This is a genomic window from Planctomycetota bacterium (assembly GCA_016872555.1).
Classification (GTDB): domain Bacteria; phylum Planctomycetota; class Planctomycetia; order Pirellulales; family UBA1268; genus F1-20-MAGs016.
Genome location: VGZO01000006.1, coordinates 110,985 through 123,710, shown reverse-complemented (window position 1 = coordinate 123,710; position 12,726 = coordinate 110,985). Strand labels below are relative to the sequence as shown.

General features: G+C 69.3%; 14 protein-coding genes and 1 pseudogene. 6 read left to right on the top strand and 9 right to left on the bottom strand.

Features of this window, described 5'->3' with window-relative positions; all coding sequences use genetic code 11:
• Nucleotides 1–615: 615 nt before the first annotated feature.
• From FJ309_03620 to FJ309_03600, 5 genes are all read right to left on the bottom strand, one after another.
• Nucleotides 616–798, bottom strand: coding sequence for a hypothetical protein (locus FJ309_03620; GenBank protein ID MBM3953702.1), 183 nt, complete (start codon nucleotides 796–798; stop codon nucleotides 616–618).
• Between the two features lie 131 nt (nucleotides 799–929).
• Entirely contained in the window at nucleotides 930–1,454 is a 525-nt protein-coding gene (locus FJ309_03615; GenBank protein ID MBM3953701.1) for a hypothetical protein, read from the bottom strand.
• Between the two features lie 3 nt (nucleotides 1,455–1,457).
• Nucleotides 1,458–1,757 carry a hypothetical protein gene (locus tag FJ309_03610; protein ID MBM3953700.1) on the bottom strand — a complete coding sequence of 100 codons (300 nt, stop codon included), beginning with the start codon at nucleotides 1,755–1,757 and terminating at the stop codon, nucleotides 1,458–1,460.
• Between the two features lie 587 nt (nucleotides 1,758–2,344).
• Entirely contained in the window at nucleotides 2,345–2,689 is a 345-nt protein-coding gene (locus FJ309_03605) for a hypothetical protein (GenBank protein ID MBM3953699.1), read from the bottom strand.
• A gap of 1 nt (nucleotide 2,690) precedes the next feature.
• Nucleotides 2,691–2,924, bottom strand: coding sequence for a DUF433 domain-containing protein (locus FJ309_03600; protein MBM3953698.1), 234 nt, complete (start codon nucleotides 2,922–2,924; stop codon nucleotides 2,691–2,693).
• A 35-nt stretch (nucleotides 2,925–2,959) separates the two neighbouring features.
• On the opposite strand from FJ309_03600, the gene FJ309_03595 reads away from it, so the two are divergent.
• The gene (locus FJ309_03595) at nucleotides 2,960–3,520 is read left to right on the top strand and encodes a recombinase family protein (GenBank protein MBM3953697.1); all 561 of its coding nucleotides are present in this window, start codon (nucleotides 2,960–2,962) and stop codon (nucleotides 3,518–3,520) included.
• Here FJ309_03595 and FJ309_03590 read toward each other — a convergent pair.
• From FJ309_03590 to FJ309_03580, 3 genes are all read right to left on the bottom strand, one after another.
• Nucleotides 3,442–3,696: a PEP-CTERM sorting domain-containing protein gene (locus FJ309_03590; protein MBM3953696.1), complete on the bottom strand. Its 255-nt coding sequence runs from the start codon at nucleotides 3,694–3,696 to the stop codon at nucleotides 3,442–3,444. The two genes, FJ309_03595 and FJ309_03590, sit on opposite strands and share 79 nt — an antisense overlap.
• Entirely contained in the window at nucleotides 3,665–4,546 is an 882-nt protein-coding gene (locus FJ309_03585) for a phenylalanine 4-monooxygenase (protein ID MBM3953695.1), read from the bottom strand. The genes FJ309_03590 and FJ309_03585 overlap by 32 nt, the downstream gene beginning before the upstream one ends.
• A gap of 149 nt (nucleotides 4,547–4,695) precedes the next feature.
• On the bottom strand, nucleotides 4,696–5,646 hold the full coding sequence (locus FJ309_03580) for an alpha/beta hydrolase (protein MBM3953694.1): 951 nt from the start codon (nucleotides 5,644–5,646) through the stop codon (nucleotides 4,696–4,698).
• Nucleotides 5,647–5,875: 229 nt separating this feature from the next.
• On the opposite strand from FJ309_03580, the gene FJ309_03575 reads away from it, so the two are divergent.
• Together FJ309_03575 and FJ309_03570 are read left to right on the top strand one after the other, a co-directional pair.
• The gene (locus FJ309_03575) at nucleotides 5,876–6,985 is read left to right on the top strand and encodes a hypothetical protein (GenBank protein ID MBM3953693.1); all 1,110 of its coding nucleotides are present in this window, start codon (nucleotides 5,876–5,878) and stop codon (nucleotides 6,983–6,985) included.
• Nucleotides 6,982–8,676: a PDZ domain-containing protein gene (locus FJ309_03570; protein ID MBM3953692.1), complete on the top strand. Its 1,695-nt coding sequence runs from the start codon at nucleotides 6,982–6,984 to the stop codon at nucleotides 8,674–8,676. The genes FJ309_03575 and FJ309_03570 overlap by 4 nt, the downstream gene beginning before the upstream one ends.
• Nucleotides 8,677–8,688: 12 nt before the next feature.
• Here FJ309_03570 and nhaR read toward each other — a convergent pair whose 3' ends face one another.
• Complete coding sequence (gene nhaR / locus FJ309_03565) at nucleotides 8,689–9,591, bottom strand: transcriptional activator NhaR (protein MBM3953691.1); 903 nt, start codon at nucleotides 9,589–9,591, stop codon at nucleotides 8,689–8,691.
• A gap of 231 nt (nucleotides 9,592–9,822) precedes the next feature.
• Here nhaR and FJ309_03560 point away from each other — a divergent pair, with 231 nt between their 5' ends.
• The 3 genes and pseudogenes from FJ309_03560 to FJ309_03550 all read left to right on the top strand — a co-directional run bounded on the left by FJ309_03560 (nucleotide 9,823) and on the right by FJ309_03550 (nucleotide 12,302).
• Nucleotides 9,823–10,209: a hypothetical protein gene (locus FJ309_03560; GenBank protein MBM3953690.1), complete on the top strand. Its 387-nt coding sequence runs from the start codon at nucleotides 9,823–9,825 to the stop codon at nucleotides 10,207–10,209.
• Between the two features lie 13 nt (nucleotides 10,210–10,222).
• Nucleotides 10,223–11,857: an ABC transporter ATP-binding protein gene (locus tag FJ309_03555; GenBank protein ID MBM3953689.1), complete on the top strand. Its 1,635-nt coding sequence runs from the start codon at nucleotides 10,223–10,225 to the stop codon at nucleotides 11,855–11,857.
• 358 nt (nucleotides 11,858–12,215) lie between these two features.
• Nucleotides 12,216–12,302, top strand: a pseudogene (locus FJ309_03550) (single-stranded DNA-binding protein).
• Nucleotides 12,303–12,726 lie beyond the last annotated feature (424 nt).

Sequence of the window (12,726 nt, the reverse complement as noted above, 5' to 3'; positions counted from 1 at the left end):
GGGTGTGGGGCTGTCGGACTGGGCTCCCGGGGACCGGACGCGCCCGCATGGGCAGTCAGGGCGCGGGATCTCCAGGCGCGCAGCAGCGCGACAGGCGGGTGTCAGGTGGTCATGGGTGTCTCCGGGGGGAACGAGGTGCAGAGGCACACTCCCCCGTCACGACGAACCACCGACGACAGACGCAACCCGCAAAGCAGGAACTTCCCCGAGCAACTCACCCCGGAGAAACCCAAGCACCACCGGCAGACAACCCCGACGAATCGGGGCCAAGCCGGTTCAGATTGCCGTCAGCGACTAAAGTTCAGCGCGACGGGCGGGTGCTTGCAGGAGCGGATCCAGAAAAGGAATTTTCGATGGAGGGCTTTCTACCGCCCTCATTCCAGGATGTCAACAGGCGCCGGTCACCACCGCCCCACCCCCATCCCCTTGAGCCCCGCCGGCGGTAAAACACGCCCACGGAGCCCCGCCATGCCCGACGACCTCCCGCGCCCGCTGCCGCCCGACCGCCAAAATCCCCTCTTCGCCGACCAGCGCGATCCCGTCGCCGACATCGCCCCCGGGAAAGCCGGCTGGTGCCAAACCCGACCTCCCTGGGCGCTGCCGCGCCGCGGCCCCTCAGCCCCCCGTCGCCTTCACCATCGCCACCATCCCGGCCCTGACCGCGTCGGGCAGTCGCTCCCAGCACTCGACGACGAGGGCGAGGTCGGGCGAAAGTGCGCTGCAAAATGCGCTGCACTCGGGGCCGACCCCCTGTTTCCCCGAGGAAAACGTCGTTTGTTCGAGTCCCTCGTCGCCCATTGGCCGGGTCTGCGAAACCGGCACGATTCTCGGGGTTTTCGCCGTAAGCCGAGTCTTCACAGCGGGTTCTGTTTTTCGGTGCGATTCCCTGCCAGACCCCGCGGGAACGTGCCTCTGAATTGGCACACCCATCACCGGTTGGCGAGCTCTTTCCAGGCCAGCAGGCAAGCCAGAAAGAACTGCCGTTCGTCGGTGTTTGGCGTTGCATCGAATTTTTGGATTTCGTCCGTGACTTGTTCGATGACGGTGAGCACTTCCGATCGGCAAAACCGCTCGGCGAGATCGTAGTCTGCCATGCAACGCTTCTGCTGCAGTTCGTGGAACGTCGCAGCGATCGCCTTGATCTCGTTCGAAACGACGACAGCACTCCCGCTGGCACCCGGAAGCGGCTTGGCGACGGCGGTTGGCAACTGGCACGAGGAGAATGACCGACAAGCCTTACTCATCGTGGTGTGCACGTAGGCACGAGAAAGTGCGTCGCGATACCCGCGTTGGCCGCGGTGGGCGCCGATGATCGCACGGCAGGATTGGGACACCAGATAGTGGAACAGGGCGTAATAGGCGGCCGACACAGCCCGCCGAAGGCTCGCCTGCTTCGGTTTTCCCTTGTCGAGCGTCGCCAGTCTCTTCGCCTGGTCGAGGAGGTCGTCGTGCAAGCGTCAGCGCTCCTCACCGTCATCGTCGTCGAGTTCACTTTGCTTGGCGATGAACACGTACGCAAATTGCCGGATTCCGCCACGTCGCAGACTCTCCCGAATCGCCGACTTCATGTTGCTGACGTCGCCACCGCTGACATGCTCGACGTCCACGGCGTCATCGATCACCGCGAGAATGCGCAGAGCCGGCTCTCCATCGGTGTCGGTGTATTCCTGCACTTCGAGACGCTTGACACGCAGGCTCGCTGGAAGCGCGAGCATGTCAAGGTTCAGTGCAATGCGAGTGGCATCGATGACGGACATTGAGTTACCTCACCAAACATGTCGAACGAGTGCGGCCTACCCCCCGAACTATTCTCGAGTATGGCCCGGTTACCGGCACGGCTGCAACATTGCCGAGGTGATTGAGCGGCTCGCGAGCCCTCCGTCGAGGAGCCCTCGGGCGATCTCCGGCCGGAGAAGGCGGCGTGAACCCAGGCGACCGTCGAGCGGGTCTGGAGGGCAGTGGCGGCGGGGCCCTTCCACCCAACGCCATCACCGGAGGGTTGCACGTCGTGCGGCTGCCGGCGGGCGGCGCTTCGCCGGGCCCAGAAATTTCCCGAGCGGCCTCCCGAAGGATCACATTGTCCAGCTCCGCGTCCGCCAGAAGCCGCATCAGGCTGGCGTTCTCCTTCTCGAGGTCCTTCAATCGCTTCGCTGAGGCCATCCGACGGCCGCCGTACTTCAACGCCCTGAAAAGCGCAAGGGTGTTCCGCCGGACGGCCAGTGGTTCCCGGTCGGCATCCGCCGGGCGCTGGCCGCCCGGGAACAGGGGTTCCCCGCGGAGCCGATCCCCGACGGCCAGTTCCGCAGCCGGAGCAAGCAGTTCCGCAGTGGTATCGCGTCGGCTGTCAGGTTTGTGCCCGTTCTGCCACTTCAACCAACCCTTGTCCGCTTCGGAGCTCCCGCACGACGTCGCCCCAAAGCGGTTCCAGCCATTCGAGCAAGGCGGGGTTGGTGCTGTTGCCGATCCGAAGCCAAACCCACTGCGGGCCGCTCGGGTCGGCGATCTGGCGAAGCGCGAAGTCTTCGTCTTTGGTGACGATGCAATATCCCCCTGCTGTCGCGTATCGCCAGATCTCGCCATCGTCGGCGTCTCGCAGCCCCTCGTCCCGACACGCCGTCGCCTCTTCGCCGAGTGCCCGCAGGAATCGGGCCAACGACGGCGGCAACTGGGCATCGACCAGAAACCGCATGTCAGCGGCCTAGGACGACGGGATGATCGAGATACCGGGCCGCGTATCCGAGGCACGCGCGGATGTCTTCACGTTCCAAGTCGGGGTAGTCGACGAGGATCTGATCCTCAGTCGCCCCGGCGGCCAGCATGTCCAGAACGTCTTTGACGCGGATGCGCATGTGGCGAACGCACGGCCGACCGCCGCATTTGCCGGGCTCGACCGTGATTCGCGACGGAGAGGGGGAAGACGCCAAACCGATATCCTACGCCGCTTCGACGTGAGCAGACCATCCCACGACGCCCCCATCCGATATTCAAGATAACGCGGCTCTTTTCGGGGTGTATCCACAGCCGTCGTTCCGCCGGCCCCCCGCGCCAACTCGGTCGGGACAAGGGTGGGTTCTTCCACGACAAGGCGACGTCGGGCAAGACGCCGCTGACCGAGCGGCCCGAGGTGCAGCGGCTGCGAGAGCGCGGCGACCATGTCGGCTGGTCGAAGCTCGACCGGGCGTTCCGCTCGGTCCGGGACGGCGCCCAGCAGATGCACCTGTTCCGGGAGCACGGCGTCCACACCAACTCGATCGACCTGAAGATCGACACCTCGACGCCGATGGGGCAGTTCGTGCTCCACGTCCTGGTCGCGTTCGCCGAGTGGGAGCACCAGGAGGCTTCGCTGCGCACCAAGATCCGCCGGGCGCTTGCCGCCCGGGAACAGGGGTTCCGCGCAGAGCCGATCCCAGCATCAGGCTCTTCAACCCGCTCGGCGCCCGATCAACGTCGCCAGGTCTTCCTCCTCCGCCGCAACATCCGCCAACCGCCACATGCCAATGCCGTCGATAACATCGCGTAGGTCGATGGCTCCGGTACTGCGGCCACACGAGAACCGATATCGATCGAGAAACCACGGACGCTGACCACCGATCGGCCGGTGCTCCCTGCCGAACGCGCGACGCCGACACCCAGCGACCGCGGATGGAGAGGGCAAACCGCGAACTTACTTGAGCGCCGTCTTGCGCGCGGGGAAATCCTGCCAGTACGCGCCGCTCCCGCGGCGGACCACCGTGTCGGTGGCCTCGATCGAAAACGGCGTCAGCGGCGGCTGCTGCCGGCAGGATTCGTAGAGCGGCGCGAACGGCCGCTCGATGCACTCGGTGAACAGCTTCTCGAAGCTGTCGATCGCGAAGTAGGTCGCCTGGAAGTCGTCGATGTAGTAGCCCGTCCGCAGCACGCGCTCGAGATCGAACTTCAGGACGTGCGGCGAGGGGTCGTTCAGCACGTACCGCGCCTCGCCGAACGACGACATCATCCCGGCGCCGTAGGCCTTCAGCGTGCCGCCGACGAGCAACAGGCCGAACTCGATCGTGTACCAATTGAGCCGGGCGAGGAACTTCACCCCCTTGCGGTCGATCGCGTCGAGACCGGCCCGGCCGTAGGACTCCATGTAGGCGGCGTAGGCCGGATGCGTGAGCAACGGCACGTGCCCGAACACGTCGTGAAAGATGTCGGGCTCCTCGAGGTAGTCGAGCTGCTCCGGGGTGCGCACGAACGTGCCGGCCGGGAATTGCCGGTTGGCGAGCATCGTGAAAAACGGGCGCGAGGCGATCAAACCCGGGACGGCGACCACCTCCCAGCCGGTCGCGGCGCGGAGGTGCCGGTTCATCTCCGCGTACTCGGGGATCCGCTCGGCGCCGAGGCGGAGTGTCTTCAGGCCGGCGAAATACTCGTCGCAGGCATGGCCCTCGAGCGTGGCCATCTGCCGGTTGTAGAGCGTTTCCCAAGTCTTGTGCTCGGTCGGCGTGTAGGCCCCCCAGTCTTGCTCGACGAGGCACTCGGCGACCGACTGCGCGGCGAGGATCGCGTGCTGCTTTTTCTCCATGGCCACTCTCGCGGGAGTTGCGTCGCCGTTCACGAATACGTGACGGGGGGAGTATAGGACCGGTTTTCGGTCCGGGTCGCCCACCCGGTGGCGGTGGCGGGTTCCCACGGCGCGCACGACGGACCGGTGGTCCGGGCGGACCGAGCCCTTCAGTGCCCCGCCGCCGCGCGTGAAGCACGGCACTCGTCGAGAAACGCGAGGACCTTCGCCGTCGGGCCGTCGCCGGCAGTGCCCAACTCGCGATTGAGCGTGAGGTGGTTTTTGTCGGGCTCGTGGACGGTCGTCGCGGCGCCGCCGGCCGTACGGAGCCGCTCGGCGAGCGCCTCCGACTGCTGGCGGCTGTCGAGGCGCTGGCCGACGTGGAAGATCAGAAATGGTGGATACCGTTTTCCCGGCGCGACGTGCGTGATCGGCGAGGCGTCGCGCTGCGCCTCCGGATCGTCGCCGAAGGCATCGCGATACAGCTCCTTCATCCGTGGCAGCCGCGCCGCCGCCATCTGCCGGGGCATGTCGTACCCTGCCCCGTCGAGGAGGACGACACCGCCGAGGTCGGCGGGGGCGAGCCCGTGGTGGCCGAGCAGGCGCTCGTCGGTGCCGACGAGCGCCGCCAGATGGGCCCCCGCCGAATGGCCCACGAGGAAGATCGAGTTGCCGTCGCCGCCATGCTCACGCGCATGGTCGCGGAGCCAGGCGACGGCCGCGGCCACGTCGGCCCCCTGGTCGCGCGGTGTCGCCGGCGCCGCGAGCCGGTAGCCGGCGCTGGCGAACAGGCAGCCATGAGCGACGAACGCGGCCGGCTTCGCCCAGACGTGCGCCTTGTCGCCGTTCCGCCAGCCGCCACCATGGACGAAGAGGACGACCGGCCGCGGCGGGCCGCCGGGCGCCGCGGGGCCGTAGAGGTCGAGCCGTGCTCCTCCCGCCGCGGTCTCGGCGGCGTCGGCAGTGCAGGCGACGTCACGGGCGAGGACGCGCACCGGCGCGTCGGCTGCCACGGCGGGGAGCGCCATGGCCAAGGCGGCGAGCACGAGCGCCGCGGCTCTGCCGCGAAGTGCCAGCTGACCGGAGCGATCCTTCGAACGGTGGTTTCCGAAGTCACTCATCGGAGCTCCTGCCGAGGGGGGCGGACTCGGCGCTGCCTTCCTATCGAATCGAACCAGGCTGCCCGATCGACCAGGAAACGGTTTTCCGCCGGGAGAGTTGCGGGGAGGAGTGTGCGCAGCGGCAATAGCCGCCGTGGCAGTCGACGCGTTGAGCGGCTGGCGGAGGAGGGGTAGAGTCGAGAGCGTCGCGAGGTGCGACCGCTCGGCCCAGGGATTGGCAGGTCATCCGATGCATGGCAGGCTCGCGGCTCTCGGTGTGGTCGTCGGGCTGCTGGTCGGAGCGCGGGCCGCCGCGGCCGACGAGGGGTCGCTCGCCGTCGGCGACCCGGCGCCGGTGCTGGCGGCGAGCCGTTGGATCGGCGGCCAGCCGATCGGCCGCTTCGAACCGGGCCGCATCTACGCCCTCACCTTCATCGACACGCGCAGCGCCTCGAGCCTCGAGTCGCTCCCCCACGTCGCCGATCTCGCCGGCCGGTTCAAACGCCGCGGGGTGGAGTTCGTCCTGATCGTCACCGACCCTCCCGAGCGGGAGGAAGAGGCCACCGGCTTGCTTGCCGATCTCGAACCACCGCTCGGCGTCCGGATCGCCGTCGACCGCTACGACGAACAGCCGCGGCGGCGGCGCGACGAGGAGCCGGAGGGGGTGTCGTGGAAGGGGTGGATGGTGCCGGCCGGCGAGGCGGGCGTGCCGACGTCGTTCGTCGTCGACGGCGCGGGAACGATCGCCTGGATCGGCCACCCGCTCGACGGGCTCGACGACGTCGTCGAGCGGATGATCTCGGGGGGGTTCGACGCCGCCGCCGAGGCGGCCGCCGCGAAGAGGGCCCGGCTCCTCGAGGAGGCGGCGTTCACGGCGGTCGAACGGGGGCGCTGGGACGAGGCGCTCGACACGATTCGCGCGATGGCCGCCGCCCAGCCGCGCCTCGCGGGGCGGGCCGCCGGGATGAAGGTCGAGGTGCTCCTGTTCCAGAAAGGCGATTTCGAGGCCGGCTGCGCCGCGGCGGCCGACCTCCTCGATGGCCCGGCCGATCACGACGCCGAGCTCCTCAACGACGTCGCCCAGCGGATCCTCGACCTGCCCGGGGCGACGCCGGCCGCGATCGCCGTCGCGCTCCGCCTCGCGACCCGCGCCGACGACCTCCTCGACCACGCCGATCCGTTCGCCCTCGACACGCTGGCCCATGCGCACTTCCTCGCCGGCGACCGCGCGGCGGCCGTGACGCACCAGGAACGGGCGGTCGAGCTCGTCGCCGATCGGGGCGACAAGTCGGAGAAGCGGGCGTTTCGGCGCCGGCTGCGCGCCTACCGCGAGGCGCTCGCCGAGGAGCCGACCCGATGAGCCGATCGAACGCCGTCCTGCGTGGCGCGGGGCTCGCGGTGGTCCTGGCCGTCGCGCTCGTGCAGTCCGGAAAGGCGCATGCTCAGGAGCGTGGCGCCGCGCCGTTTCTCGCCGAGGAAGTGCGGAGCGTGGCCGCCGCCCGGCGGATGCTCGCGGCCACCGTCGGCCTCGGCAGCGCCGACGGCGGCTTGATCGAGCATGGCGTGGCCAGCGGCGTGATCGTCTCCCCCGACGGGCTGATCCTCACCGTCGCCCATGCGATGGAGGGCTTCGACGGTGACTTCGCCGTGCTCCTCTCCGATGGCCGCGTCACGCGCGCCACGGCGCTCGGCCACGACCGGGCGACCGACGCCGGGATGCTGCAGATCAGCGAGCCGGGCCCGTGGCCACATGTGGAGCTTGGCGATTCGACGTCGCTGTCGATCGGCGACTGGTGCCTCGCGGCCGGCCACTCCGACGGGATCGTCGCGGGGCGGCCGGCGCCGGTGCGCCTCGGACGGCTCCGTGGCGTGCTCCGCGACGAGCGTTTCCAGCGCTTCTCGCTGGTCACCGACTGCACGCTCCAGCCGGGTGACTCGGGGGGGCCGCTGGTCGATCTCGACGGCCGGCTGGTGGGGATCGGCACGAGCATCGCCACCGACGTCCGCGACAACTTCAGCGTCCCGATCGAGGTCTACCGCCGGCAGTGGGACGAACTGCGCGGCGGCAAGCGGGCCGACGGCAAGCCGACGTCGCCGGCGCTGCAGTCGGACTTCCGCGACGAGAGCCTCCGCCACCCGGCGATCCGCGACCGCTTCGCGCCGATCGCGGCCGAGGCGGCGTTGTCGGTCGTCGAGATCCTCGACGACGACCGCCGCGTGGCGCTCGGCGTGGTCGTCGGTGCCGACGGGTGGATCCTCACCAAGCGCAGCGAACTGCCCGGGGAGATCCGCTGCCGCGTCGGCGGGCGCTCGCTCGACGCCACGCTCGTCGCCGCCGACGAGGCGCTCGATCTGGTGCTGGTCAAGGTCGAGGCCACCGGTCTCGAGCCGATTCGCTGGGCCGACGGCGAGCCCGAGGTAGGGCGCTTCGTCGTGACGCCTGGCCCGGCGCGGCGGCCGCTGGCGGTCGGCGCGGTGAGCGTGGGGACGCGGCCGATTCCGGCGCGGACGCGCTACGTCGGCGATGACGACGACACGCCCGCCCTGGGGATCACGCTCGACGACGATCCGGCGGTTACCGGCACGGTCCTCAAGCGCGTCAGCCCGAGCGGCCCGGCCCGCGCCGCGGGGTTGCGGCGCGGCGACCGGATCGTCGCCCTCGACGGCTTGCCCACGCTGACCGCCGAGGATCTCGCGACGGCGATCAGGGCCGGTGCGATCGGTGACCGCGTCACGATCGACTACTGCCGCGAAGGGCTATGGCGCCAGACCGAGGCGACGCTCGTGCCGATGGCCGACGCCCAGTCGGACCGTCCCCGGCGCCGCGATCTGGCCTTCAGTGGTCCGGTGAGCGAGCGTCGGCAGGGCTTCCCGGCCGCCTTCAGCCACGACTCGGTGCTCCCCGCCGACGCCTGCGGCGGCGTCGTCGTCGGTCTCGACGGGCGGGCGGTGGGCCTGTCGATCGCCCGCTTCGACCGGACGACGACCCACGCCCTGCCGGCGGCCGCCGTCCGCGCGGCGCTCGCCCGGCTCCTCCCCGCCGCTCCCTGACGGTCCGGCCCGTCAGCTGCGAAACACCTGCCGCCGCGCTTGCTGCGAGATCGCCACGACGGCCGGATGCTTGAGGCGTTTTTCGACCGAGATCGCGTAGAACCGCTCGCGAAGCGATTCCTCCCGTCCGACGACGGTCACGCCGTACATCTGGGCCACTTCCTCCTCGACCGCCGAAGGGGTGGCGAAGATGCCGGCGCCGCTCGCGGCGAACGCCTTGAGCAGCCCGCTGTCGGCGATCTCACCGCGGATCCGCGGGCGGATTTCCTCCTCGTCGAACCACTGGTCGAGCGACCGGCGGAGTGTCGTGCCGGGCACCGGAAGGAGCAGCGGCGCGCCGGTGAGCGACTGCGGAAACCCGCGCCTGTATTGGCGGGCCAGGGTCTCGGTGGCGAGGAAGGAGACGCCGCAATCGCCGAGCAAGTGGCTGAACGTCTTGGCGCCGACCCGCGGGCTGGCGGGATAGTCGGTGACCACGAGATCGAGCTCGTGGAGCGCCAGCCTTGCCAGGAGGCGCTCCGGCTCGCCGTCGATGCACGTCACCCGGATGTCGGCGTCGAGGTGGAGCGCCGGCTCGAGGAGGCGGTGGACGAGAACCTTGGGGAGGGCGTCGGCGACACCGACCGAGAACCGCATCGCACGCCCCGTCGGGCGGTCGGCGAGGGCATCTTGAAGCTCGCGGCCGAGCGCGAAGATCTCCTCGGCGTAGCGGAACACGACGGTGCCGGTCTCGGTCAGCACCAGCGACCGCCCGGAGCGCTCGAAAAGCTTCGCCTGGACGGACCGCTCGAGGGCCCGGATCTGGCCGCTCACGGTGGGCTGGGTGAGATGGAGCCTGCGGCAGGCTTGCGTGATGCTCCCTTCCCGGGCGGTCATCCAGAAATAGAGGAGGTGGTGGTAGTTGAGCCATTCCATCCCGGTTCGCTCCCTTCCCCGCGCGCCAAACCCGCCACAGCGGCCTCCCCAGACCCCCCTCAACAGATGGGCAGGATCGGCCTGTACCCACGAAAATAACGAAGTTCACTGCAGGAAAAAGATTTTTTCAATATCCCGAACCAAAACATTCTATTTGTCCAATGGAAGCTGCCTGCCTACCAATGACGATGAGAAGAGAAGGCGGGTTCGGGTATCGACCGAGTGGCGGAGGTGGCGATGGAGTGGGAATTACTTCACGACGGGCTTCCCGGGGCTGACCGGCTCCGTGACTCGATCGACGTCCGCCTGCGCCTGGCGCTCGGCCGGCACCGTCGCGCCGTGAGCAGCGTCGTGGTGCTCCTCCATGGCGGTCGCGATCTCGGCGCGGGCATCGACAAGTCGTGCCGGATCCGGGCCCGGGTGCGAAACGCGGGTGACGTTTTCGCGCTGGTCGTCGATTCCGACTGGGAGATGGCCATCGAGCGTGCCTGCCAGCGGATCGGCCAGTCGGTCGGCCGCGAAATCGAACGGGCCCGACGGCTGCCGCGGCCGGCACCCGTCGGCACCGCTTCCGCCCCGGCCCGCGACGAGCGCACCCCCCTGCTCCCCGAAGCGTAGGTGACGGCTCGGCATGGGCGGTGACCATGGCAGCGGCGCGGCCTCCGTGTCGAGCTGGCAGCGGCTCGCTGTGCTGCTGCGCCTCGAGCGCTCCGATTGCCTCACGCTGGCTCTGTTCGCCACCGCCGTCGGTATCCTCTCGATCGTGACGCCGGTCGCGATCGAGCAACTGGTGACGACCGTCAGCTTCGGCTTCCAGCTCTGGCCGGTGCTCGTGCTCTCGGGGGTGATGCTCGGCTTCCTGCTCCTCTCGGCGGCGCTGCGCTCGCTGCAGCTGCTGGTCGCCGAGTGCCTGCAGCGGCGGATCTTCGTGCGCACCGCCGATGCCTTCGCCGACCACTTCGCCCGGGCCGAGATCGCCGCCTTCGACGGCCGCAACCCGACCGATATCGTCAACCGGTTCTTCGAGGTCTCGTCGGTGCAAAAGGCAGTCGCCTCGCTGCTGGTCGAGGGGATCGGGATCCTGATGATCTCGGTGGTCGGCCTGATGGTACTCGCCTTCTACCACCCCACGCTGCTGACGTTCGCGGTCGTCACGGCGATCCTCGTGATCTTCATGCTCACGATCCTGGGACGCGGCGGGGTGCGGACGAGCATCGCCGAGAGCTACGCCAAGTTCGACGTGGCGGCCTGGCTCGAGGAGCTCGCCAAGTGCCCCCACACGTTCCGCTTCGGCCGCGGCGGCGACCTCGCCCACGCCCGTGCCGACGAGCTCGCCGACGCCTACGTGCAGGCGCGGCGGCGCCACTTCTCCGTCGTCTGGCGGCAGAACCTGTTCGCCCTGCTCCTCGACGCGATCGGCAGCACGGTGCTTCTCGGCCTCGGCGGATGGCTGGTGATCAACCGCCAGCTGACGCTCGGCCAGCTCGTCGCCGGCGAGCTGATGGTGGCGCTGGTGCTGTCGGCGATCTCGAAGATCGGCAAGTACATCGAGACCTTCTACGACCTCCAGGCGGCGCTCGACAAGCTCGGCGTCATCGACACGCTGCCGCTGGAGCACTCTGGCGGCGAACTGCTGCCGGCGACCGAGCGGCCGATGGCCGTTGTCGCCGAGGTGGTGAGCCGCCCGGGCAAGACGCTCCGGCTCGAGGTGCCGCCGGGGCGGCGGATCGCCGTCTACGGACCGTCCGGCAGCGGCAAGACCACGCTGCTGGAGACGCTCGCCCTGCTCCGCCTGCCCGACCAGGGTTTGCTCGAATTCGACGGGCTCGACGCCCGGTCGCTCGACCGGACCGCGACCCGTCTCCAGGTGGCCTACGTCGGGCAATCGGAGACGTTCGCCGACACGGTCGCCGAGAACGTCCGCGTCGGCCGCAGCGACATTTCGGCCGTCGACGTGCGTCGGGCGCTGGAGATGGTCGGTCTCGCCGACGACGTCGCGCGCCTGCCCCGGGGGGTCGGCACGGCGCTGGCCGCCGACGGCCGCCCGCTGTCGGCCAACGCCATTTCCCGGCTGTCGATCGCCCGGGCCATCGTCGGACGCCCACGGCTGCTGCTCATCAACGGGATGCTCGACGCCCTCGACATCGCCGACTGCCCGCAATTGATCGAGTCGCTGTTCGACCGCCAGGCCCCCTGGACGCTCGTCATCGTCACGGCCCGTGACGACATCCGCCGACGCTGCGACGAGGCCGTGGAATGGGCGTGACACCTGCACACCCCCGCAGCAGCGGCCAACCGGGCTCGGCCTTGTCACGGGCCGCGACGCCGTCGGGCGTGCGCTTCGTCGCTGTTCTCCTTCTCCTCATCTTCCTCGTCACCCCAATTGTCCTCGCCTTCGTCCCCTGGCAACAGACCGTCATGTGCCAGGGAACCGTGATCGCCTACGCGCCGGTGGAGCGGATGCAGGTCCTCACAGCCCGCGTTTCGGGGCAGGTCACGACCTGGCACGTGGTCGAGGGAAGCCGGGTCAAGATGAACGATCCGGTTGTCGATATCGAAGACAACGACCCCGACTTGGAGGGGAGACTCGAGGCCCAGCGGAGGTTCCTGGGCGAGCGGCTGGAGGCGGCCCGCGAGGAGGTGGTGGAGAACACCGCGGCGGCGCGGGCCCAGGAAGGCGCCCGGGCCGCGGCGGTCAAGGCGGCGGAGGCCAACCGTGAAGCGGCACGCAAGGCGATCGACGTCTCCAAGCAGTCCCTGGCGAACACCGAGTTCGCCAGGAACTTCGAGCGCGACCGCTTCGAGATGTTTGACGACCTGTTCAACAACCCGCAATTCGGCGGCCTCGAGAGCCGGCTGTCGCGCGACGAGGCCCGGATGCGGGCCGACCGGGCGACGACCGACACCGACAAGGCCCAGGCCGAGCTGCAGCGGGCCGAGGCGGCCCTCCTCACCCAGGAGGCCCTCCTCCTCCAGGCCGATGCCGCCGGCCTGTCGGCGATCGCCGTGGCCCGCAGCAACCTGAGGAAGAGCGAGCAAAACCTGTTTTCGATCGAGCGCGAGATCCAGGACATCGACAACCGTATCGAGCGATTCAAGGCCCGGAACGTCGTCGCCCCGTGCGACGGGATCGTC

Excerpts from the sequence above, each read along its gene's own strand:
- FJ309_03610 (MBM3953700.1), bottom strand. The coding sequence starts at position 1,757 with ATGTCCGTCATCGATGCCACTCGCATTGCACTGAACCTTGACATGCTC.
- FJ309_03620 (MBM3953702.1), bottom strand. The coding sequence starts at position 798 with ATGGGCGACGAGGGACTCGAACAAACGACGTTTTCCTCGGGGAAACAG.
- FJ309_03585 (MBM3953695.1), bottom strand. The coding sequence starts at position 4,546 with ATGGAGAAAAAGCAGCACGCGATCCTCGCCGCGCAGTCGGTCGCCGAG.
- FJ309_03575 (MBM3953693.1), top strand. The coding sequence starts at position 5,876 with ATGCATGGCAGGCTCGCGGCTCTCGGTGTGGTCGTCGGGCTGCTGGTC.
- FJ309_03555 (MBM3953689.1), top strand. The coding sequence starts at position 10,223 with ATGGGCGGTGACCATGGCAGCGGCGCGGCCTCCGTGTCGAGCTGGCAG.
- FJ309_03605 (MBM3953699.1), bottom strand. The coding sequence starts at position 2,689 with ATGCGGTTTCTGGTCGATGCCCAGTTGCCGCCGTCGTTGGCCCGATTC.
- FJ309_03580 (MBM3953694.1), bottom strand. The coding sequence starts at position 5,646 with ATGAGTGACTTCGGAAACCACCGTTCGAAGGATCGCTCCGGTCAGCTG.
- nhaR (MBM3953691.1), bottom strand. The coding sequence starts at position 9,591 with ATGGAATGGCTCAACTACCACCACCTCCTCTATTTCTGGATGACCGCC.
- FJ309_03570 (MBM3953692.1), top strand. The coding sequence starts at position 6,982 with ATGAGCCGATCGAACGCCGTCCTGCGTGGCGCGGGGCTCGCGGTGGTC.